The following is a 21,542-nucleotide window of genomic DNA, read 5'->3' on the forward strand; positions in this document are numbered from 1 at the left end:
ACCTCATTGGATTCACATCAAGCGAGCAGCAGCTGCCGGCCAGCGGCCGGCACTACCGTTTCAAATCAGCTGGTGGCGTTGCGCTTCTTGAACACGCGCTGCACCACGACGAAGAACAGCGGCACGAAGAACACGCCGAGCACAGTGCCGACCACCATGCCGCCGAGCACGCCGGTGCCGATCGCCTGCTTGGCGCCGGAGCCGGCACCGCTGGAGATCGCCAGCGGCAGCACGCCCATGCCGAAGGCCAGCGAGGTCATGATGATCGGGCGCAGGCGGTCGCGGACCGCGTGCATCGTCGCTTCGATCAGCCCCGCGCCCTTCTCCAGATGCTCCTTGGCGAACTCGACGATCAGGATCGCGTTCTTGCTGGTCAGGCCCACCGTGGTCAGCATCGCCACCTGGAAATAGATGTCGCGCTCCATGCCACGGAAGGTATTGGCCAGCACCGCACCGAGGATGCCCAGCGGTGCCACCAGCAGCACCGAGGTCGGCACGCTCCAGCTTTCATACAACGCGGCAAGGCACAGGAACACGATCATCAGCGACAGGGTGTACAGCAGCGGCGTCTGCGAGCCCGCCTGGCGTTCCTGGTAGGACATCGCCGTCCACTCGACACCGAAGCCCGCCGGCAACTGCTTGGCCAGCTGTTCGATCTCGGCCATGGCATCACCGGACGCCACGCCCGGGGCCGGCTCGCCCTGGATTTCGGTAGCCGACACGCCGTTGTAGCGTTCCAGGCGCGGCGAGCCGTAGTCCCAATGCTTGCTGGCGAAGGCGCTGAACGGAACCATCTCGCCCTTGTCGTTCTTCACCGACCAGAGATCGAAGTCCTCCGGCACCATGCGGAACGGCTGGTCAGCCTGCACGAACACGCGCTTGACGCGGCCGCGATCGATGAAGTCATCGATGTACGAGCTGCCCCACGCGGTGGCCAGAGTGGTGTTGACCTGGTCGATCGACAGGCCCAGCGAGCTGGCCTTGGCCACATCGATATCGATGCGGAACTGCGGCGTGTCTTCCTGGCCGTTCGGTCGCACGTTGGCCAGCTTCTTGCTGCCGGCCGCCAAGCCGAGCAGCTGGTTGCGGGCCGCCAGCAATGCCTCGTGGCCCTGGCCGCTGTTGTCCTTCAGGAAGAAGGTGTAGCCGGAGGCCGTGCCCAGTTCCGGAATGGCCGGCGGCGGGAAGGCAAAGATGAAGGCATCCTTGATCTGCCCCAGCGCGGCCATCGCACGTCCGGTGATCGGCATCACGCCGTTGTCGGCGTCACGATCCTTCCAGTCCTTCAACTTGACGAAGGCCATGCCCGCGTTCTGGCCCATGCCGGCGAAGCTGAAGCCCTGCACCGAGAACACCGATTCGACCGCACCCTTCTCGTTTTCCATGAAGTGCTTTTCGAGCGCGGCGATCGATTCCAGCGTGCGCTCCTGGGTTGCGCCCACCGGCGCCTGCACCAGCGCCATCAGCACGCCCTGGTCTTCGTTGGGCAGGAACGAGCTGGGCAGGCGCACGAACAGCACGCCCATCAGCAGGAACAGCGCGGCCACGATGCCCATGAACCGCCACGGGCGATGCAGAATGCCGCGCACGCCGCGCTGGTAGCTCTCGCTGGTGCGGTCGAAGCCACGGTTGAAACCGTTGAAGAAGCGACCGGCGAAACCGCGGTGGGCGACATGGTGCTCCCCCTTCTTCAGCGGCTTGAGCATGGTCGCGCACAGCGCCGGCGTCAGCACGATCGCGACCAGCACCGACAACGCCATCGCCGAGACGATCGTCGCAGAGAACTGCCGGTAGATCACGCCGGTGGAGCCGCTCATGAAGGCCATCGGCACGAACACCGCCGACAACACCAGGCCGATGCCCACCAGCGCGCCGGTGATCTGGCTCATCGACTTGCGGGTGGCTTCCAGCGGCGACAGGCCCTCTTCGGACATGATGCGCTCGACGTTCTCCACCACCACGATGGCATCATCCACCAGCAGGCCGATGGCCAGCACCATCGCGAACATGGTCAGCATGTTCACCGAGAAGCCCAGCACCGACAGCACGCCGAAGGTACCCAGCAGCACCACCGGCACGGCGATGGTCGGGATCAGGGTGGCGCGGAAGTTCTGCAGGAACAGGTACATCACCACGAACACCAGCACGATCGCTTCGAGCAGGGTCTGCACCACGCCCTTGATCGACACGCGCACGAACGGGGTGGTGTCGTACGGGATCTCGGCCTTCAGGCCGGCCGGGAAGAAGCCTTCCAGTTCCTTCAGCGTTTCATCGACACCGGCAGCGGTATCCAGCGCGTTGGCGCCGGTGGCCAGCGTGACCGCCAGGCCGCTGGCCGGCTGCCCGTTGTAGCGGGTGACGAAGTCGTACGACTCGGCGCCCAGCTCGACGCGGGCTACATCGCCCAGGCGCAGTTCGGCACCGTCCTGCGCACCGCGCACGATGATGTTGCGGAACTGTTCCGGGGTCTGCAGGCGCGACTGCGCGTTGATGGTGGCGTTGAGCTGCTGGCCCTTCACCGACGGCGCACCACCCAGCTGGCCGATGGCCACCTGCGCGTTCTGTGCCTTCACCGCAGCGACCACTTCCGGCACCGACATGCCGTAGGTGTGCAGCTTGTTCGGGTCCAGCCAGATGCGCATGGCGTACTTGCCACCGAACACCTGGATGTTGCCCACGCCCGGAACGCGGCTGAGACGATCCACGACGTTGGAACCGACGTAGTCGGCGATGTCGTTGGCATCCATGCTGCCGTCTTCGGACACGAACGCGATGACGTTCAGGAAGCCCGAGCTGGACTTGGCCACGTTGATGCCCTGCCGCTGCACTTCCTGCGGCAGCAGCGGCATCGCCAGCTGCAGCTTGTTCTGCACCTGCACCTGGGCGATGTCGGGGTTGGTCCCGCTCTCGAAGGTCAGGGTGATGGTGGCCTGGCCGTTGGACGAGCTGTTGGAGGAGAAATAGATCAGGCCATCAAGGCCCTTCATGTTCTGCTCGATGATCTGCGTCACCGAGTCTTCGACCACCTTGGCCGAAGCACCCGGGTAGCTGGCGCTGATTTCCACCGCCGGCGGTGCGACGTTGGGGTACATCGAGATCGGCAGCTTGAACAGGGCCAGGCCGCCGGCGAGCATGATGATGATCGCGATGACCCACGCGAAGATGGGTCGATCGATGAAGAAACGTGCCATGGAGTTCTCCGCTTACTTCGCACCTGCGGCCGCAGCTGCAGGTTGGGCGGCGGCCGGCTTGGCCGGGGCGGCGCCCTGTTCGGTGGCATTCACGGGCATGCCCGGGCCGATCTTCTGCAGGCCTTCGACGATGACCTTGTCGCCGGCCTTCAGGCCGTCCTCGACCAGCCACTTGTCGCCGACGGTGCGGCTGACCTTGACCGGGCGCACTTCGACCTTGTTGTCCTTGCCGACCACCATTGCACTGGTATCGCCCTTCGGATCGCGGGCGATGCCCTGCATCGGCACCAGCACCGCATCGCTGCGCACACCGCCGCCGATCACCGCGCGCACGTACATGCCCGGCATCAGCAGGCCATCGGGGTTGTCGACCCTGACCCGCAGCGCGAAGCTGCCGGTGGCCGGATCGACGCTGACTTCGGAGAACTCCAGCGTGCCCTTGTGTTCGAAGGTGCTGCCGTCTTCCATCAGGATGCTGACCGGCGTCTGCTGGTTGTCCTGCAGGCGGCCGGCGGCCAGTTCGCGGCGCAGCTGCAGCAGCTCGGCCGAGGACTGGGTCAGGTCGACGTAGATCGGGTCCAGCTGCTGCACGGTTGCCAGCGCCGTGGCCTGGCCGGCGCTGACCAGCGCGCCCTGGGTGACGCTGGACTTGCCGATGCGGCCGCTGATCGGCGCGGTGATGCGCGCATAGCCGAGGGTCACGTTGGCGGCATCCAGTGAGGCCTTGGCGGCGCCGACATCGGCCTCTGCCTGCTTCTGCGCGGCCACGGCGTTTTCCAGATCCTGCTGGCTGACCGCGTCGACCTTGGCCAGTTCGGTGATGCGCTTGGCGCTCAGCCGCGCCGCATTGGCGGTGGCTTCGGCGCGGGCCAGCTGTGCACGCGCACTGTTGGCCTGGGCGCGGTAGCTGGCGTCCTCGATCTGGTACAGCGGCTCGCCGGCCTTGACCATCCCACCCTCGGTGAACAGGCGCTTGGCGACGATGCCGTTGACCTGCGGGCGCACTTCGGCCACCAGGAAGGCGTTGGTGCGGCCCGGCAGCTCACGGGTCAGCCCGACGGTCTCGGACTTCAGCGTGACCACGCTGACCTGGCCCGGCCCCTGTTCGGGCGCCTGGGGTTGGCCGCCGCAGGCAGCGACGGTGGCAGCGATCGCCAGCGACAACGCGAAGGGTCGGATTCGGCTCAGCAACATGATGGGAATGGCTCTTGAAGGGAGGGATCTCAGCAGGTGCTGATACGACGGGCCCTCCTTTTGCAGGAGTAAGACCGCGCGAACAGCGCCCACCCGCCTGAAGTGGGAGCCAGGACAGGCCTGCCACGCACACGACGGGAATGATGGGACGGAAATATACATACATGCGTGTTTGTTTGTAAAGCGGTACAATTCAGCCACGTTTCACCCGCACTCGTACCCGCTCATGGCCCGCAAAACCAAAGAGGACACCCAGGCAACCCGCGAAGGCATCCTGGATGCCGCCGAAGCCTGTTTCCACGAACACGGCGTGGCCCGGACCACGCTGGAGATGATCGGTGCCCGCGCCGGCTACACCCGCGGCGCCGTGTACTGGCATTTCAAGAACAAGGGCGAGGTGCTGACCGCGATCGTCGAGCGGGTGCACCTGCCCTTCATGCAGGAGCTGGAGCGCACCTCCACCGACCAGCGCGACACGCCGGTGCATGACCTGCGCGCGGTGATGATCCACTCGTTCATCGAGCTGTCCGAGGACGAGCGCCTGCGCAAGACCATGGAGATCATGCTGCGCAGCGATGCCTCGGCCGACACCAGGGTGCTGACCGAACTGCAGCAGAGCGGTTTCCGCGATGCCCTGGACCGGATGGAACGCGCCCTGCGCCGTGCCCAGGACCTGGGTCAGCTGCGCGACGGCGCCGACCCGAAGATCGCCGCGCGCATGCTGCACGCCACCGTGCTCGGCGTGCTGCACGGGGCGATGGTCGAACCGGACCTGATGGACCTCAAGCGCGACGGCATGCTGGCGCTGGACATGACCCTGGCCGCCTACGTGAAGGAAGGCGTGTTCGTACCGGGTTCGGTGCCCGAGCCGCTGCCGGAGGCGTGACGGCGCCGCCGGGCATGGCCCGGCGCTACCGCAGATTCGGCCACAAAGGTAGCGCCGGGCCATGCCCGGCGAGTACGTAACGGGTCGGAGCCCTCGCCATGGCGAGGGATCCGACCCTGCATAACGAAAAAGGCCGCCTTTCGGCGGCCTTTTCGCATTCCTGGTTACAGGATGTAACGGCTCAGGTCCGGGTCCTGCACCAGTTCACCCAGGTGCGCATCGACATAGGCACTGTCGATGGCCAGGGTTTCACCATCGCGGTCCGGTGCTTCGTAGCTGAGCGAATCCAGCAGGCGCTCCAGCACGGTATGCAGGCGGCGCGCACCGATGTTCTCCTGGCGCTCGTTCACCTGGAAGGCGATCTCGGCCAGGCGGTCGATGGCATCGGTGGTGAAGCTGACCTTGACGCCTTCGGTGGCCAGCAGCGCTTCGTACTGCTTGGTCAGCGCAGCCTTCGGCTCGGTCAGGATGCGCACGAAATCAGCCTTGCTCAGCGCACCCAGCTCCACGCGGATCGGGAAGCGGCCCTGCAGTTCCGGGATCAGGTCGCTGGGCTTGGCCAGGTGGAACGCACCCGATGCGATGAACAGGATGTGGTCGGTCTTGATCGTGCCGTACTTGGTGGATACGTTGGAACCTTCCACCAGCGGCAGCAGGTCGCGCTGCACGCCTTCGCGCGAGACATCACCGCCACCCACGTTGTCACCCCGCTTGGCGACCTTGTCGATCTCGTCGATGAACACGATGCCGTGCTGTTCACAGGCCTCGATCGCGGCGGTGCGGATGTCGTCCTCGTTGACCAGCTTGCCGGCCTCTTCCTCCTGCAGCAGCGGACGCGCGGCCTTGATGGTCAGCGTGCGCTTGTGTGCCTTGGCGCCACCACCGAGGTTGGCGAACATCGACTTCAGCTGCTGGCCCATTTCCTCCATGCCCGGCGGGGTCATGATGTCCATGCTGACGTTGGCGGTCAGGTCGAGCTCGATCTCGCGATCGTCCAGCTCGCCGTTGCGCAGCATCTTGCGGAACTTGATGCGGGTCTCGTTGTCCTGCGCCGACGGTTCGTTGCGCGCAGCCTCCGGGTCGAAGCCGATGCCACCGCTGCGGCGCGGCAGCAGCGCATCGAGGATGCGGTCTTCGGCGCGCTCTTCGGCCTGCGTGCGCACGCGCACCTTGGCCTGCTCGCGGTACAGCTTGACGGCGGTATCGGCCAGGTCACGGATGATCTGCTCGACATCCTTGCCGACATAGCCGACTTCGGTGAAGCGGGTCGCTTCGACCTTGACGAATGGCGCGTTGGCCAGCGTGGCCAGGCGGCGCGCAATCTCGGTCTTGCCGACGCCGGTCGGGCCGATCATCAGGATGTTCTTGGGCATGACCTCGTTGCGCAGCTCGGGCTGCAGCTGCATGCGGCGCCAGCGGTTGCGCAGGGCGATGGCGACCGCGCGCTTGGCGTCGTGCTGGCCGACGATGTGCCGGTCCAGCTCCTGCACGATCTCGCGCGGGGTCATGGTGGCGGAGGAAACTTCGATCTTGTGCGGCATGGGTGTGCTCACGAATGCGTTGTCGGTAGCGCCGGGCCATGCCCGGCGGATCAGGAATGCGTGTGACGGTTCCCCGTCACAACTCCTCGACCACCACGTTGCGGTTGGTGTAGATGCAGATGTCACCGGCGATGTTGATCGCTTCGCTGGCGATGGTGCGTGCATCCAGTTCGGTGTGCGCCATCAGCGCGCGTGCAGCGGACAGCGCATACGAACCACCGGAACCGATGGCGATGATGCCGTCCTCCGGCTCGATCACGTCGCCGGTGCCGCTGATGATCAGCGAGGTTTCCCTGTCGGCCACCGCCAGCAGGGCTTCGAGCTTGCCGAGGCGGCGCTCGGTGCGCCAATCCTTGGCCAGTTCCACCGCGGCACGCTGCAGCTGGCCATGCTTTTCCAGCTTGGCTTCGAACAGCTCGAACAGGGTGAAGGCATCGGCGGCGGCACCGGCAAAGCCGGCCAGTACCTGGCCATCGCGGCCAAGGCGGCGGACCTTGCGTGCGTTGCCCTTCATCACCGTGTGGCCGAGGGTGACCTGGCCGTCGCCGGCAATGGCCACGTGCTCGCCGCGACGAACGCAGACGATGGTGGTGGCGTGGAAAACGGTGGGATTCTGACTGGGGTCCATGCGGCCTCCGATAGCTGTTCACGGGACATGGGGACAGCCGCCGAAGCGATCAAGCCCGCACCGATAGCTGCCGTTCAGCGCTTGGCATGCGATGGCCGGTCCGGATTGGGTTCAATGCCCCACGCCACGTACCAGTCTTCACCCTGGGTTTCGATCGGGTGCTGGGTGCGGCCCGAGCCGTTGCCACAGGCCAGTGCGTCGGCAGCGCAGTAACGGTCGCAGCCCCAGCAGATGCGCTCGGGGTGCTTGGGGCGCAGCGGAATGGGCTTTGCCATGGTCGGCATCTCTTCGTGGCCTGCGGCCACGATGCATCGGCGACCACTGCCCCGCCCTGATCCAGATCAAGCGGCGGCCGTTCCGGTAGCGCCGGGCCATGCCCTGCGAGCGCGCAGTGCGGGCGGCGTCGCGTACACGACACATGGATCGCACAGCCGCCGGGCATGGCCCGGCGCTACCCCCCCGAGTCGGGCGGGTCTTTGCGACGTTTCGCGCGCGGATGCGCCGCATCGTAGACCTTGGCCAGATGCTGGAAATCCAGGTGGGTGTAGATCTGCGTGGTGGCGATGTCGGCATGGCCGAGCAGTTCCTGCACACCGCGCAGGTCACCGGAGGATTCCAGGATGTGGCTGGCGAAACTGTGCCGCAGCATGTGCGGGTGCACGTGCTTGAACAGGCCCTGGCGCTGCCCCAGCTGGCGGATGCGGATCTGCACCGCGCGCTGGCTGATCGGCCCGTTGCGGCCGGGGAAAACCGGTGTGGCGCCACCACCGCCACTTTCGCTGCGCCAGGTCAGCAGCGCTTCGCGTGCCGGCTTTCCGAAGGGGACGCGACGTTGCCGGTTGCCCTTGCCCATCACGTTGACCAGGCCGCTGGCGAAATCCAGATCGCGCCAGGTCAGCGCACAGACTTCGCTCAAGCGCAGGCCGGAGGAATAGAACAGTTCCAGCAATGCGCGGTCACGACGACCCAGCTCGCCTTCCGGCTCCAGTTCAACCAGCTGCACGGCTTCATCGGCGTCGAGTACCTGCGGCAGCCGTCGCGGCGCACGCGGCGCCTTCAGTGTCGCTGCCGGGCTGGCCTCGATGCGGCCATGCTTGAGCAGCCAGGCATAGAAGCTGCGGCAGGCCGACAGCCGGCGTTGCAGGCTTTTGGCCGACAGGCCACGGCGGTGTTCATCGGCAACGAACTGGCGCACCGCGTCTGCATCCAGTGCCTCCACGGCCCCCCCGCGGGGTTCGGCCCACACCGACAACGCGTCCAGGTCGCGGCGATAGGCATCGAGCGTATGCGCCGACATCCGCCGCTCCACCTGCAGGTGCTGCAGGAACGCCTGCACCGCGCTCATCGTCGTCGTTTCCCGCTCAATCCGCGAAGCGCTTGAGCCCGGTCACCAGGGCCTCACCCATCATCCGCAGGAACAGCGTGCCCATGCCGGGATAGAAGCGGTTCGGATCATGGCTGCCCACCGCGATCAGGCCAACACCCGGCAGCGGCAGCAGCGCGGTGGTCTGCACCTCCTCGCTGCGCGCGCCGTACAGCACCGCGTTCTTGTCGCCGTGCAGGCGGCCGCAGATCGGCTCACCATCCTTCAGGCAGTCGCGGAACGGGCCCAGCTGCGCATCATCGGCAGCCAGCACCTGCAGCCACTCGGCCTGCTCCAGCCCCGCCACCGGCGCATGCACGACCAGCCGTACCAGATCGCCGGCGAAATCTTCCTGCAGTGACGCCGCCATCGCGCGCAGCGTGTCGGCGGCGTTGTCCTGCTTCATCAGGGCCAGGGTGAGCTGATGCGTGCGCACCGCCAACCGCTCGTTGACCTGCGCGGTCGCGCCCAGGTCGGCCAACCGTCGCGCCAGCTCGCGGTTCTTCTCGCGCAGCACTTCCAGCTGGTAGCTGGCCAGCGATGCGGTCGGGCCGTCATCGCGTGGCACCACCAGGGTCAGCGCCAGGTCCGGGAACTGCTTGAGGAAACCCGGATGGCGCCGCAACCAGGCGGCGACTTCATGGGCACCGAGCTTGTCGACGGTCTCAGTCATGCGATCCACTCCCCTTCGAAGACGAATGCGGTCGGGCCCGCCATCACCACCGGCTGGCCATCGCCCGGCCACTGGATGCGCAGGTCGCCACCAGGCAGGCTGATGCGCGCATCGCGCTGCAGGCGGCCGCGATGCATCAGGGTCACTGCCGCCGCGCAGGCGCCACTGCCGCAGGCCAGGGTTTCACCGACGCCGCGCTCGAACACGCGCAGGCGCACATGTTCCGGGCCCATTACCTGGGCGAAGCCCACGTTCACCGACTTCGGGAACGAGGCATGCTGCTGCAGCAGTCCGCCCACGCGCTCGACCGGTGCGGCGTCGACCAGGCCCACTTCGATCACCGCGTGCGGATTGCCCATCGACACCGCCGCGAAGCGCACGGTCTCACCCTGCAGTGGCAGCAGGTACTCCTCACGCGGGTGGGCGAAGCCGATCAGCGGCACCTGCGCCGGATCGAACAACGGCACGCCCATCGCCACCGCGTACTGGCCATCGCCGAGGACATCCACGGCGTGGCTGGCCAGCGGGCTGTCGATGACGAAGCGGTCGCCCTGCGCACTACCCTCGCGCACCAGCCAGGCAGCGATGCAGCGCGCGCCGTTGCCGCACTGCTCGGAATTGGAACCATCGGCGTTCCAGATGCGGTAAGAGGCGACGGAGCCTTCGGCGCGCGGCGGCTCGATGGTCAGGATCTGGTCGCAGCCGACGCCGGTATGGCGGTCGGCCAGGCGCGCGGCCAGTTCCGGGGTGGGCGGCGGGGTGCCGTCGCGCAGGTCGATCACTACGAAATCGTTGCCCGCGCCGTGCATCTTGCTGAAGCGCAGACCGTTGGTACCGGCCTTACTCATTCCCGTCGTCCATCTTCTTGGCCGGATCAGGAGTGACGGACGGACTGCCGTCGCGCGGGGCCTGGGTGGCAGCAGGCGTGGCGTCGACATCAGCGGCCGGTTCGACGGTTTCTTCCACCGGCACCGGCTTCTGCGGCAGCACCAGCGGACCCTTGTTGCCGCATGCGGCGAGGAACAGCAGCGAGGCCGCTGCCAGCGGAATCAGGATGACATTGCGATGGGGGATGTTCATGCCCCGAGTATAGCCATTGGCGGCTGAGCGGTTGGTGCAGGGTGCCGCGTCAGGCATCCGCCGGGCATGGCCCGGCGCCACCGCAACCCGGCACCGTGGCAACGCCGGGCCATGCCCGGCGGGAGAGATTAATCGGCCGGCGGCAGCGGCCGGGTCCACAGCCAGATCGCCACCACGGTCATGCTGCCGATGGAGAACCACTTCACCCAGGCCACCGGCACGCACCACAGCATGATGCCGGCGCACACCGCCATGGTGATCGTGGCCATCCATTTGCCGTAGCGGCTCACCGCACCATGTGCCTGCCAGTTGGCGATGGCCGGGCCGAAGCGCGGGTGCTGCAGCAGCCAGCCGTGCAGGCGCTCGGAGCCGCGCGAGGCGGCCCAGGCCGAGATCAGGATGAATACGGTGGTAGGCAGCCCCGGCACGAAGATGCCGACGATGCCGGTGCCCAGGCTGGCATAGGCCAGCAGCCACCACGCCCAACGGAACCGCACCGGCCGGGCGGGCGTTGGCAGGTCCTTGGTGGCGGGCGGTTCGGGCGGGCGCATCGCGCAAGGATACCGAGCGCAGGTGGCGGCGGCGATATCACCGCCGCCACGATGCGTCATTCCGTCGCAGCACCGGCCGCGGGCGTTTCGATGCCCAGCTGCTGCAGCACGAATGCATACGACTCGGACAGTTCGCGGTAACGCTGGAAGCGCCCGGACTTGCCGCCGTGGCCGGCTTCCATGTTGGTGCGGAACAGGATCGGGAAGGTGCTGGTGTTGTCATCACGCAGCTTGGCCACCCACTTGGCCGGTTCCCAGTACTGCACCTGCGAATCCCACAGGCCGGTACCCACGAACAGCGACGGATAGGCCTGCTTTTTCACGTTGTCGTAGGGCGAGTAGGACAGCATGTACTCGTAGTACGGCTTCTGCTCGGGGTTACCCCACTCGTCGTACTCGTTGGTGGTCAGCGGGATGGTCGGGTCGAGCATGGTGGTGACCACGTCCACGAAAGGCACCTGCGCCACCAGCACGCGGTAGTCCTGCGGCGCCTGGTTGGCGATGGCGCCCATCAGCAGGCCACCGGCGCTGCCACCGGACGCGGCGACACGGTCCTTCGCGGCCCAGCCCTGTGCCACCAGGCCACGGGTGACGTCGATGAAGTCGTTGAAGGTGTTCTGCTTGTGCAGCAGCTTGCCGTTCTCGTACCAGTCGCGACCCATTTCCTGGCCACCGCGGATGTGGGCGATGGCGTACACCACGCCACGGTCGAGCAGGCTCACCGCCGTCTGGTTGAAGTAGGGGTCCATCGACATGCCGTAGCTGCCGTAGGCGTACTGGAACAGCGCGCCGGTGCCATCCTTCCTGTAGCCCTTGCGATAGACCAGCGACACCGGCACCTTCACCCCGTCGCGCGCGGTGATCCACACCCGGTCGGTCTCGTACTTCGAGGCGTCATAGCCGATCACCGGCTGCTGCTTCAGCTGGCGACGCTCGCCGGTGGCGGTGTTCAGTTCGTACACCGTGGTCGGCGTGGTCATCGAGGTGTACACGTAGCGCAGCCACGTGGTGTCAGCCTCGGTGTTGTCGCCCAGGCCCATCGAATAGGCCGGTTCGTCGGCCTTTACGTAGTCGTTGCGACCGTCCTTGAACAGCAGGCGGATGCGCTCCAGGCCTTCGGAACGTTCGGCGATGGCGGTGTAGGTATCGAACAGTTCGAAGCCTTCGATGAACACCGCATCGTCATGGGCGATCCAATCCTTCCACTGCGCACGCGAGGTGGCGTCGGTCGGTGCGGTCACCAGCTTGAAGTTCTTCGCACCATCGTTGGTGCGGATCACCCAGCGGCCATCGTAGTGGTCGGCGTCGTACTCCACGTCGCGTTGGCGCGGGGCGAGCACGGTGAACGTGGTCGGGTCGCTGGCCGGCGCGTAGCGCTCTTCGGAGGACACGGTGCTGTGCACGCCGATGGTGATGAAGCGATCGTCGCGGGTGCGGCCGATGCCCATGTAGAAGCTGTCGTCCTTCTCTTCGTAGACGACGGTGTCGGCGCTGGCCGGGGTGCCCAGCACGTGCTTCTTCACTCGCACGGTCAGCAGGGTTTCCGGATCGTTCTCGACATACAGCACGGTGCGGTTGTCGTCGGCCCAGACCAGGTCGCCCGAGGTGCCGGTGATCGTGTCCGGCAGCACCGCGCCGGTGCGCAGGTCCTTGAAGCGGATGACGTACTGGCGGCGGCCCACGTCATCGTCGGCCCAGGCCAGCAGCTGGTTGTCCTGGCTGACCTCCATCGAGCCGACGCTGAAATAGCCCTTGCCGGCAGCCATCGTGTTGACGTTGAGCAGGACCTCTTCCGGCGCGTCCATGCTGGCCTTGCGGCGCGCATGGATGGGATAGTCCTGGCCGGTTTCGTAGCGGCTGTAGTACCAGTAGCCGCGCTCGCGCGCCGGCACACTGGCATCGTCCTGCTTGATGCGGCCGACGATCTCGCCGTACAGCGCATCCTCCAGCGGCTTCAGCGGTGCCAGCAGCTGGTCGGCGTAGGCGTTCTCGGCCTGCAGGTAGGCCAGCATGGCCCTGTCCTCGCGCTTGTCGTCGCGCAGCCAGTAATAGTCATCGTTGCGGGTCGCGCCGAACGGCGCCTTGACCACGTGCGGACGCTTCTCAACATCCGGCGGAACGGGCGGGGTGGCGGCGGTAGCGGTGCTGGTCATCAGGCTCGCAAGCAACAGGCAGAGAGTGGATTTCATGAAATAAGGCTCCTTGATCGGCAATGCAATGGCGTCCTTGCGCCTGAGTCTGGGTGGCAGGGGGGCTGCGGGCAACCCTGCGGATCGTCATGGACGCGCGGAGGTAGTGCCGGCCGCTGGCCGGCAACGGCAGCAGACTGTTCATCCCGAGGTTGCCGGCCAGCGGCCGGCACTACCGGGACACCCGGCGTACCATGTGGGGCATGAGTACCCTGCCCCACACGCCGGGCTACAGCCGGCGCAGCCACGAAATCGCTCCCTTCCATGTGATGTCCCTGCTGGCCCGCGCACAGGCGCTGGAACAGGCCGGTCACGATGTGATCCATCTGGAGATCGGCGAACCGGACTTCACCACCGCCGAGCCGGTCGTGCGTGCCGGCCAGGCGGCGTTGGCCGCCGGGCACACCCGCTACACCGCCGCACGCGGCCTGCCCGCCCTGCGCCAGGCGATCAGCGGTTTCTATCTCAGTCATTACGGCCTGGATATCGACCCCGAACGCATCCTGGTCACGCCGGGCGGCTCCGGCGCGCTGCTGCTGGCCAGCAGCCTGCTGGTCGACCCCGGCCGCCACTGGCTGCTGGCCGATCCCGGTTATCCGTGCAACCGCCACTTCCTGCGGCTGGTGGAAGGCGGCGCGCAGCTCGTTCCGGTCGGCCCCGAAACGGCCTACCAGTTGACCCCTTCACTGGTGCAGCAGCACTGGAACGCCGACAGCGTCGGCGCGTTGGTGGCGTCGCCGGCCAATCCCACCGGCACCGTGCTGTCAGCCGATGAACTGGCGGCCCTCTCGGCTTCGCTGCATGCGCGCGGCGGCCACCTGGTGGTCGACGAGATCTATCACGGCCTGACCTACGGCCTGGATGCAGCGAGCGTGCTGCAGGTGGATGACAGTGCCTTCGTGCTGAACAGTTTCTCCAAGTACTTCGGCATGACCGGCTGGCGACTGGGCTGGCTGGTGGCGCCACCGGCGGCGGTACCCGACCTGGAGAAGCTGGCGCAGAACCTGTACATCAGCGCTTCGAGCATCGCCCAGCACGCGGCCCTTGCCTGTTTCAGCGACGAGGCGATGGCGATCTTCGAGCAGCGCCGCCAGGCCTTCCAGCAGCGCCGCGACTTCCTGCTGCCAGCCCTGCGCGAACTGGGCTTCCGCATCGAAGTGGAGCCGCAGGGGGCGTTCTACCTGTACGCCGACGTCAGCGCGTTCACCGATGACGCGCAGGCGTTCTGCGCGCACTTCCTGGAAACCGAACATGTGGCGTTCACCCCGGGCCTGGATTTCGGCTTCCATCGATCGAACCAGCACGTACGCCTGGCCTATACCCAGGAAGTGCCGCGGCTGCAGGAAGCGGTGGAGCGTATCGCGCGCGGGTTGAAACGATTCTGGTAGTGCCGGGCCGTGCCCGGCGGAATTTTGCCGCGCGACGCGCTCGCCGGGCATGGCCCGGCGCTACCCGGAAAAGAAAAACGCCGCCTTGGGGCGGCGTTTTCCGTTCTGCTTACTTGCCGCCCAACCGCTCCCACAGGAAGCTGTAGGCCAGTGCGGACATGTGCGCGGCCTGCGCGTTGTTGGCTGCACCGCCATGACCGCCTTCGATGTTCTCGTAGTAGGTCACGTCCTTGCCGGCCTCGATCATCTTCGCGGCCATCTTGCGGGCGTGGCCCGGATGCACGCGGTCATCGCGGGTGGAGGTGGTGAACAGCACCGGCGGGTAGCTCTTCTTCGCGTCGAACAGGTGGTACGGCGAGAAGGTCTTGATGAACTCCCAGTCGCTGGTATCCGGGTTGCCGTACTCGGCCATCCACGACGCGCCGGCCAGCAGGTGGCTGTAACGCTTCATGTCCAGCAGCGGAACCTGCACCACCACCGCACCGAACAGCTCCGGGTACTGGGTCAGCATGTTGCCGGTGAGCAGGCCACCGTTGCTGCCGCCCTGCACGCCCAGGTGCTTGGCAGAAGTGATCTTGCGGGTAACAAGGTCCTGGGCAACCGCAGCCATGTCTTCATAGGCCTTGTGACGGTTCTGCTTCAGCGCCGCCTGGTGCCAGCGCGGGCCGTACTCGCCACCACCACGGATGTTGGCAACCACGTACACGCCGCCCTTTTCCAGCCAGGCGCGGCCCATGCCACCCGAGTACGACGGGGTCAGCGAAATCTCGAACCCACCGTAGCCGTACAGCAGGGTCGGATTGGAACCGTCGAGCTTCATCGCCTTGTCGTGCACCACGAAGTACGGCACGCGGGTACCGTCCTTGCTGGTAGCGAAGTGCTGCTCGATCACTTTGCCGTCGGCATCGAAGAACGCCGGCATGGTCTTGAGCACTTCCGGTGCCTTGCCAATGTCGGCAATGGCCAGGGTGGTCGGGGTCAGGTAATCGGTGGCGGTCAGCCACACCGCATCGCTGTCATTGCTGTCGACCGCACTGACGCCCAGGGTGCCGAAGGCCGGCGCGCCGACGAAATCGCTCTTCTGCCAGCCCTTGGCGGTCGGAGTCAGCACCGACAGGCGGTTCTTGACGTCGTCCAGCACGTTCAGCACCAGGTGGTTCTTGGTCCACGAGGCACTGGCCAGCGAGGTGGTCGCGGTCGGGGTGAACAGCACTTCGAAGTCACGCTTGCCGGCCAGGAAATCATCCAGCTTGGTCACCAGCAGTGCGCCGGAGGCGTAGGTCTTGCCACCCACGGTCCACGGATCGCGCAGTTCCAGGGTCAGCCACTGCTTGTGCAGGCCCTTCTCGGCCGAGTTCGGCGCATCGATCCTGGTCAGCTTGCCATCCTCGCCGCGCAGGTAGATCTCGTTGTTGTAGAAGGCCAGCGTACGGCTGACCAGGTTGCGCTCGAAGCCCGGGGTGTCATCGTGCATCGCCGCGATGTACATGTCTTCCGGCTTGCCTTCGTAGACCACGCTGGCGGCGGACATAGGCGTGCCACGCTTCCACAGCTTGGCCACGCGCGGGTAACCGGAGGTGGTCATCGAGCCGCTGCCGAAATCGGTGTAGACGAACACGGTGTCGCGGTCGATCCAGCTCAGGCCGCCCTTCGATTCGGGACGGAAGAAGCCGTCCTTGATCCAGCTCTTGCTGGCCAGGTCGAACTCGCGGGTGACATCGGCGTCGGCACCGCCGCGCGACAGCGCGATCAGGCAGCGGCTGTAATCCGGACGCAGGCAGTCGGCGCCGTGCCAGACCCAGTTTTCGTTCTCGGCCTTGTTCAGCGCATCCAGGTCGAGCACGGTTTCCCAGGTCGGCGAGGCCTTGCGGTACTCGGCCAGGGTGGTGCGACGCCACAGGCCGCGCTCGTGCTGCTTGTCCTTCCAGAAGTTGTAGTAGTAATCGCCGATCTTCTGCACGCCGGGAATCTTGGCGTCCGAGTCGAGCACCTCGCGGATGCTGCTCTCCATCTGCTTGAAGGCCGGGGTCTGCGCCAGGCGCGCCTCGGACTTGGCGTTCTGTTCCTTGACCCAGGACAACGGCTTGTCGCCGGTGACGTCCTCCAGCCAAGCGTAACGGTCGGTGTCTTCAGCGGCCACGGCGGTACCCACCGAGGCAGCGGTCATCATGCCGGCCAGCAGGCAGGCGGAAGCGAATCGTGACATTGCAGCTCCAGGCAGTCATTAGCCGTGGAACGCTAGCATGGATCACCGGGGCCGCCCCCGTGTCGAAGGTCAGGCCGTGGCGGTGTGCGCCTTGCGCGTACGTGTGGGGGAGCGCCGCCGGGCCTGCCCATGGTCGCGTCGCAGCGAGCGGAGCGCGGCCAGCGTTGGCAACGGGCAGCGCAGCAGTGCCCACCAGGCCGCCAACGGCATGCCGACCAGCCACAGCGGCAACCAGCCCAGCCAGGCACTGCTGCCGCGCGCGGCCGGCCACACCAGCACCACGGCCAGGCCAGCAAGGACGAGCTGCGGCACCACCCGCAACAGGCGCGGATCGGCGCGTTCGCTGACGCGTTCAGTTGGCGGGCGGTGGCGGGGACGTGTGCGCATGCGGATTCTCCGGTGGTCGATGCCGGTCAGCTTGGCTGCGGGGCTTCTCACCGGCTGCGACACCATTGACGGATGGCGTGCACACAGTGACCATGCGCGGGCAAGCCCACTGGAGCCCGCTCCCGCATGACCTCGATCCGCCCGCTCTGCGCTGTGTTGCTGGCCCTGTCCCTGGGCGGTCCGGCAGTGGCTGCCAATTCCCCACCGTCGTCCCGCAACAGCGCCGCGGAAGCCTCTGCAGATGGGGTGATCGACCTGCAGCGCTTCATGGGGACCTGGTACGTGATCGGCCGCGTGCCGAACTTCATCGAGCGCGGCCACGTCGCCAGCGTCAACCAGTACGAGCTGCGCGAGGACCACAAGGTCGCCATCACCTATCGCTACCGCGATGGTTTCGGTGAACCGCTGCAGGAAATCCGTGCGCGCGCCAGCGTCGATCCCGACAGTGGCAACCACGGCTGGCGCACCTGGTTCTACCGGGTCGTGCCGACCCATTCGCGGGTACTGGAAGTCGCACCGGACTATTCCTGGGCGCTGATCGGCTACCCGGGCCGCGAGATGGCCTGGATCTTCGCCCGCACGCCTGACATGGACAAGGCCCTGTACAAGGACCTGGCCGAACGCCTGCGCGACGAGTACGGGGTCAACACCGACAAGCTCAAGCGCGTGCCGCAGCACGCCGAGCAGGTGGGCAAGCTGGGCTACGAAGTACCGAACGTGCGTTGACTGCACACGGTGGTAGTGCCGGCCGCTGGCCGGCAACTGCAGGGTGCTTCCCGCGTTCATGAGGTTGCCGGCCAGCGGCCGGCACTACCAGACATGAAGTTGCCGGCCAGCGGCCGGCACTACCCTGAACGATGCCGGGCGCCGCCCGGCATTCTGTTATCTGCGGCTGTAATGCGCGACCAGGCGGTCGCCCAGCATCTGCAGCAGCTGCACCAGCACCAGCAAAAGGACCACCGTGACCAGCGCCACGTCGGTGTGCGAGCGCTGGTAGCCGTCGCGGAAGGCCAGGTCGCCCAGGCCACCGGAACCGATCGCACCGCCCATCGCGGTGAAGCCGATCAGGGCCACGGTGGTCACCGTGGCACCGGCAATCAGGCCCGGCCGTGCTTCGGGCAGCAGCACGCGGGTGACCAGCTGCCAGGTGGTGGCACCCATTGCCTGGGTCGCCTCGATCACCCCGCGGTCCACTTCACGCAGCGCGGTTTCCACCAACCGCGCATAGAACGGCGCAGCGCCGATGACCAGCGGCACGATCGCGCCACGTACGCCCAGCGAGGTGCCCATCATGAACAGGGTCACCGGGATCAGCACGATCATCAGGATGATGAAGGGCACCGAGCGCAGCAGGTTCACCACCAGCGCCAGCACGCCGTAGGCAACCGGCCGGCGTTTCAGCTGTGGCGCACCGAACAGGTACAGCAGCACGCCCAGCGGCAGGCCGATGGCCAGGGTCAGCGGCAGCGAACCGGCCAGCATCAGCAGGGTGTCGATGGTGGCCTGGCCGATGTCGGCCCACTTGCCCGCATCCAGGTGACGGAAGAAGCCGCCGGCGGTGGCGATGATCATCGACGCAGTTCCTCAACATGCACGCCGGCAGCCACGAATGCGGCCTGCGCGGCGGACTGGTCACCGCCCACCAAGGCGACGATCAGCTGGCCATACGGGGTGTCCTTAATCCGGTCGATACGCCCGGACAGGATGTTGTAGTCGACCCCGGTCTGCCGCGCGACGCTGCCGAGCAGGGGTTCGTAGGTGTCGGCGCCAAGGAAGGTCAGGCGCACGACACGGCCACCGACCGCGTCGAAATCGCGGTGCAGGGTACCCTCGTCCACCTGCTCCGATTCGCTGACGAAACGGCGGGTGGTCGGGTGCTGCGGGTGCAGGAACACCTTCGTTACCGGGCCGGTCTCGACCAGCTGGCCGGCATCAAGCACGGCCACGCGGTCGCAGACGCGACGGATCACGTCCATCTCGTGGGTGATCAGCACGATGGTCAGGCCCAGTTCGCGGTTGATCTTCGACAGCAGCGCCAGCACCGACGCGGTGGTCTGCGGATCGAGCGCGCTGGTGGCCTCATCGCACAGCAGGATCTGCGGGCGGGTGGCCAGTGCGCGGGCGATGCCCACACGCTGCTTCTGGCCGCCCGACAACTGCGCCGGGTACTTGTCCGCATGCGCCTGCAGGCCCACGGTCTGCAGCAGCTCGGCGACGCGCGCATCGATCTCGGCCTTCGGCGTACCGGCCAGCTCCAGCGGGAAGGCGACATTGCCGGCCACCGTGCGCGAGGACAGCAGGTTGAAGTGCTGGAAGATCATGCCGATCCGGCGGCGCAGCGCGCGCAGGCCTTCCGGATCCAGCGCGGTGACATCTTCGCCGGCGATCAGCAGGCGGCCACCACTGGGCTCCTCCAGGCGGTTGATCATGCGGATCAGCGTCGATTTGCCCGCACCGGAATGGCCGATGATGCCGAACACCTCGCCGGCCTCGATGGTCAGGTCCAGCGGCTGCAGCGCGCTGACCGCGCGGCCGGCAACGGCATAGGATTTGTGCAGGCGCTGGAACTCGATCACGGGATCAGCTCACCGGGAGGGCGATGGAAGGGGCGTGCAGCCTACCAGCGCTGGCGCTCGCGCGCCCGCGCCATGGGCCAGAATGTTATTCCTTTTGGTTCTAAGACGCCCGCCCCGGCACATCGGCGGCGGTCCCCTGCGGGGATCCGACCCCGGGGTCGGATCCCCGCAGGGGCTCTGACCCCTTCCCCAGCCAGATCGGTTCAGGGATGGTCCAACGGTTTCGGCGGCTCCTGCCGGTTCACCCGTTCGCGGTGCAGCAGGTACAGGCCCGAGGCGACGATGATTGCCGCGCCCGCCCAGGTGTAGCCATCCGGCAGCTGCCCCCAGAAGGCCAGGTCCCAGCCGATCACCCAGACCAGGCCGCTGTATTCGAGCGGTGCGATCATCGAGGCCTCACCCAGCTGGAAGGCCTTGGTCAGCGCGATCTGGCCCAGTGCTCCGGCCAGGCCCATGCCGGCGATCAACGGCGCATGCGCCATCTGCAGCGGCACCCAGCCGGGGATCGCCAGCAGCCCGGCGCCGATGGCCATGATGACCAGGAACCAGACCACCATCGACTGCGAGGTATCGGTGCGGGTCAGCAGGCTGACGGTGATCGCGGCGATGGCATAGGCGGTGGCGGCGGCCAGCACCATCAGGCCCGGCACCGAGATGAAACCGCCCACGCCCGGCCGCAGCACCACCAGCACGCCGACCAGGCCGATGCCGATGGCGACCCAGCGCCGCGGCCCGACCCGCTCGCCCAGCAGCGGCACCGACAGTGCGGCAATCAGCAGCGGCGCGACGAAATAAATGGTGTAGGCGGTGGACAGCGGCAGGTCGCGCAGGGCGAACACGAAGCAGCCGATCATCGCCATGCCCAGCCCGCCGCGCAGCAGGTGCAGCCCCCAGCGGCGCGGGATCAGCGAGCGTGGCCCGGCACTGGCCAGCACCCAGACCAGCACGAAGGGCAGCGACGCCGCGCCACGCAGGAAGGTGACCTGCAGCGAGGGATAGCCGGCCGAGAGCTGCTTCATGCCGGCGTCCATCAGCGAGAAACAGGCGACAGCAGCGACCATCCAGGCCACGGCGCGCGAAGGGGAGCGTTGCACGTTCATGGCCCATTATCGCCGACCACGGGCGTTGCCGCCGCGACCGGCGCGATAGAATGGCCGCCACTGATTTCTGCGGAGTAACGCCCATGCCTTCCTTCGACGTTGTGTCCGAAGTCGACACCCACGAACTGACCAATGCGCTCGACCAGGCCAACCGCGAGCTTGCCACCCGTTTCGACTTCAAGGGCGTGGACGCCAAGTTCGAACGAGACGGCGAAGTGATCACCCAGTCCGCGCCGAGCGAGTTCCAGCTCAAGCAGATGAACGACATCCTGCGCGCTCGCCTGGCCGCCCGCAGCATCGACGTGCTCAGCCTGGAATATGGCGACGTGGAAACCAACCTTGCGCAGGCCCGGCAGAAGATCACCGTCAAGCAGGGCATCGAGCAGAAGATCGCCAAGAAGATCGCTGCGGCGCTGAAGGAAGCCAAGCTGAAGGTGGAAACCCAGATCAACGGCGACAAGCTGCGGGTGATGGGCAAGAAGCGCGACGACCTGCAGGACGCCATCGCCGTGCTGAAGGCCGGCAAGTTCGAACTGCCGCTGCAGTTCAACAACTTCCGCGATTGATCGACACCGCGATGTAGCGCCGG

20 protein-coding genes are annotated in these 21,542 nt (G+C 66.7%); 4 read left to right on the top strand and 16 right to left on the bottom strand.

Annotated elements, in window-relative coordinates; all coding sequences use genetic code 11:
* Positions 1–65 precede the first annotated feature (65 nt).
* Both smeE and smeD read right to left on the bottom strand, forming a co-directional pair.
* A complete protein-coding gene (smeE, locus tag CLM74_RS18305) occupies positions 66–3,191 on the bottom strand; it encodes a multidrug efflux RND transporter permease subunit SmeE (protein WP_080149814.1) in 3,126 nt (1,041 codons plus the stop codon).
* A gap of 12 nt (positions 3,192–3,203) precedes the next feature.
* Positions 3,204–4,385, bottom strand: coding sequence for a multidrug efflux RND transporter periplasmic adaptor subunit SmeD (smeD, locus tag CLM74_RS18310; RefSeq protein WP_032976547.1), 1,182 nt, complete (start codon positions 4,383–4,385; stop codon positions 3,204–3,206).
* Between the two features lie 226 nt (positions 4,386–4,611).
* On the opposite strand from smeD, the gene smeT reads away from it, so the two are divergent.
* Entirely contained in the window at positions 4,612–5,271 is a 660-nt protein-coding gene (gene smeT, locus CLM74_RS18315; RefSeq protein ID WP_025877280.1) for an efflux transporter SmeDEF transcriptional repressor SmeT, read from the top strand.
* 164 nt (positions 5,272–5,435) lie between these two features.
* Here smeT and hslU read toward each other — a convergent pair whose 3' ends face one another.
* The 9 genes from hslU to CLM74_RS18360 form a co-directional block, all read right to left on the bottom strand.
* A complete protein-coding gene (gene hslU, locus CLM74_RS18320; protein WP_025877282.1) occupies positions 5,436–6,812 on the bottom strand; it encodes an ATP-dependent protease ATPase subunit HslU in 1,377 nt (458 codons plus the stop codon).
* 76 nt (positions 6,813–6,888) lie between these two features.
* The gene (gene hslV, locus CLM74_RS18325) at positions 6,889–7,440 is read right to left on the bottom strand and encodes an ATP-dependent protease subunit HslV (RefSeq protein WP_105164668.1); all 552 of its coding nucleotides are present in this window, start codon (positions 7,438–7,440) and stop codon (positions 6,889–6,891) included.
* Between the two features lie 74 nt (positions 7,441–7,514).
* A complete protein-coding gene (locus CLM74_RS18330) occupies positions 7,515–7,715 on the bottom strand; it encodes a DUF3079 domain-containing protein (protein ID WP_025877286.1) in 201 nt (66 codons plus the stop codon).
* Positions 7,716–7,891: 176 nt separating this feature from the next.
* Positions 7,892–8,785, bottom strand: a complete 894-nt coding sequence (xerC, locus tag CLM74_RS18335) for a tyrosine recombinase XerC (RefSeq protein ID WP_105164669.1) — start codon at positions 8,783–8,785, stop codon at positions 7,892–7,894.
* 16 nt (positions 8,786–8,801) lie between these two features.
* On the bottom strand, positions 8,802–9,476 hold the full coding sequence (locus tag CLM74_RS18340) for a DUF484 family protein (protein ID WP_105164670.1): 675 nt from the start codon (positions 9,474–9,476) through the stop codon (positions 8,802–8,804).
* Positions 9,473–10,324 (bottom strand): diaminopimelate epimerase, encoded by an 852-nt coding sequence (gene dapF, locus CLM74_RS18345; protein WP_033832253.1) that lies wholly within the window; start codon positions 10,322–10,324, stop codon positions 9,473–9,475. Before dapF ends, CLM74_RS18340 begins: the two co-directional genes overlap by 4 nt.
* The gene (locus CLM74_RS18350; protein WP_105164671.1) at positions 10,317–10,556 is read right to left on the bottom strand and encodes a lipoprotein; all 240 of its coding nucleotides are present in this window, start codon (positions 10,554–10,556) and stop codon (positions 10,317–10,319) included. Before CLM74_RS18350 ends, dapF begins: the two co-directional genes overlap by 8 nt.
* A gap of 128 nt (positions 10,557–10,684) precedes the next feature.
* Positions 10,685–11,107 (bottom strand): YbaN family protein, encoded by a 423-nt coding sequence (locus CLM74_RS18355; RefSeq protein WP_032976551.1) that lies wholly within the window; start codon positions 11,105–11,107, stop codon positions 10,685–10,687.
* Positions 11,108–11,163: 56 nt separating this feature from the next.
* A complete protein-coding gene (locus tag CLM74_RS18360) occupies positions 11,164–13,296 on the bottom strand; it encodes a S9 family peptidase (RefSeq protein ID WP_105164672.1) in 2,133 nt (710 codons plus the stop codon).
* Positions 13,297–13,499: 203 nt separating this feature from the next.
* Between CLM74_RS18360 and CLM74_RS18365 the strand changes: the two genes are divergently transcribed.
* A complete protein-coding gene (locus CLM74_RS18365; RefSeq protein ID WP_199776056.1) occupies positions 13,500–14,684 on the top strand; it encodes a pyridoxal phosphate-dependent aminotransferase in 1,185 nt (394 codons plus the stop codon).
* Positions 14,685–14,793: 109 nt separating this feature from the next.
* On the opposite strand, the gene CLM74_RS18370 is transcribed toward CLM74_RS18365, so the two are convergent.
* Positions 14,794–16,890 (bottom strand): prolyl oligopeptidase family serine peptidase, encoded by a 2,097-nt coding sequence (locus CLM74_RS18370; protein ID WP_105164674.1) that lies wholly within the window; start codon positions 16,888–16,890, stop codon positions 14,794–14,796.
* Positions 16,891–16,959: 69 nt separating this feature from the next.
* Complete coding sequence (locus tag CLM74_RS18375; RefSeq protein ID WP_105164675.1) at positions 16,960–17,277, bottom strand: hypothetical protein; 318 nt, start codon at positions 17,275–17,277, stop codon at positions 16,960–16,962.
* A gap of 126 nt (positions 17,278–17,403) precedes the next feature.
* Here CLM74_RS18375 and CLM74_RS18380 point away from each other — a divergent pair, with 126 nt between their 5' ends.
* The gene (locus CLM74_RS18380; RefSeq protein WP_025877305.1) at positions 17,404–18,003 is read left to right on the top strand and encodes a lipocalin family protein; all 600 of its coding nucleotides are present in this window, start codon (positions 17,404–17,406) and stop codon (positions 18,001–18,003) included.
* Positions 18,004–18,159: 156 nt separating this feature from the next.
* Here CLM74_RS18380 and CLM74_RS18385 read toward each other — a convergent pair whose 3' ends face one another.
* The 3 genes from CLM74_RS18385 to CLM74_RS18395 form a co-directional block, all read right to left on the bottom strand.
* Positions 18,160–18,849: a methionine ABC transporter permease gene (locus CLM74_RS18385; protein WP_025877307.1), complete on the bottom strand. Its 690-nt coding sequence runs from the start codon at positions 18,847–18,849 to the stop codon at positions 18,160–18,162.
* Positions 18,846–19,853, bottom strand: coding sequence for a methionine ABC transporter ATP-binding protein (locus CLM74_RS18390; RefSeq protein WP_025877309.1), 1,008 nt, complete (start codon positions 19,851–19,853; stop codon positions 18,846–18,848). Before CLM74_RS18390 ends, CLM74_RS18385 begins: the two co-directional genes overlap by 4 nt.
* A gap of 203 nt (positions 19,854–20,056) precedes the next feature.
* A complete protein-coding gene (locus CLM74_RS18395) occupies positions 20,057–20,953 on the bottom strand; it encodes a DMT family transporter (RefSeq protein ID WP_025877311.1) in 897 nt (298 codons plus the stop codon).
* An 83-nt stretch (positions 20,954–21,036) separates the two neighbouring features.
* On the opposite strand from CLM74_RS18395, the gene CLM74_RS18400 reads away from it, so the two are divergent.
* Positions 21,037–21,519 carry a YajQ family cyclic di-GMP-binding protein gene (locus tag CLM74_RS18400; RefSeq protein WP_025877313.1) on the top strand — a complete coding sequence of 161 codons (483 nt, stop codon included), beginning with the start codon at positions 21,037–21,039 and terminating at the stop codon, positions 21,517–21,519.
* Positions 21,520–21,542 lie beyond the last annotated feature (23 nt).

Origin of the sequence: Stenotrophomonas sp. MYb57 (genome assembly GCF_002966815.1) — a bacterium.
GTDB classification, from domain to species: domain Bacteria; phylum Pseudomonadota; class Gammaproteobacteria; order Xanthomonadales; family Xanthomonadaceae; genus Stenotrophomonas; species Stenotrophomonas indicatrix.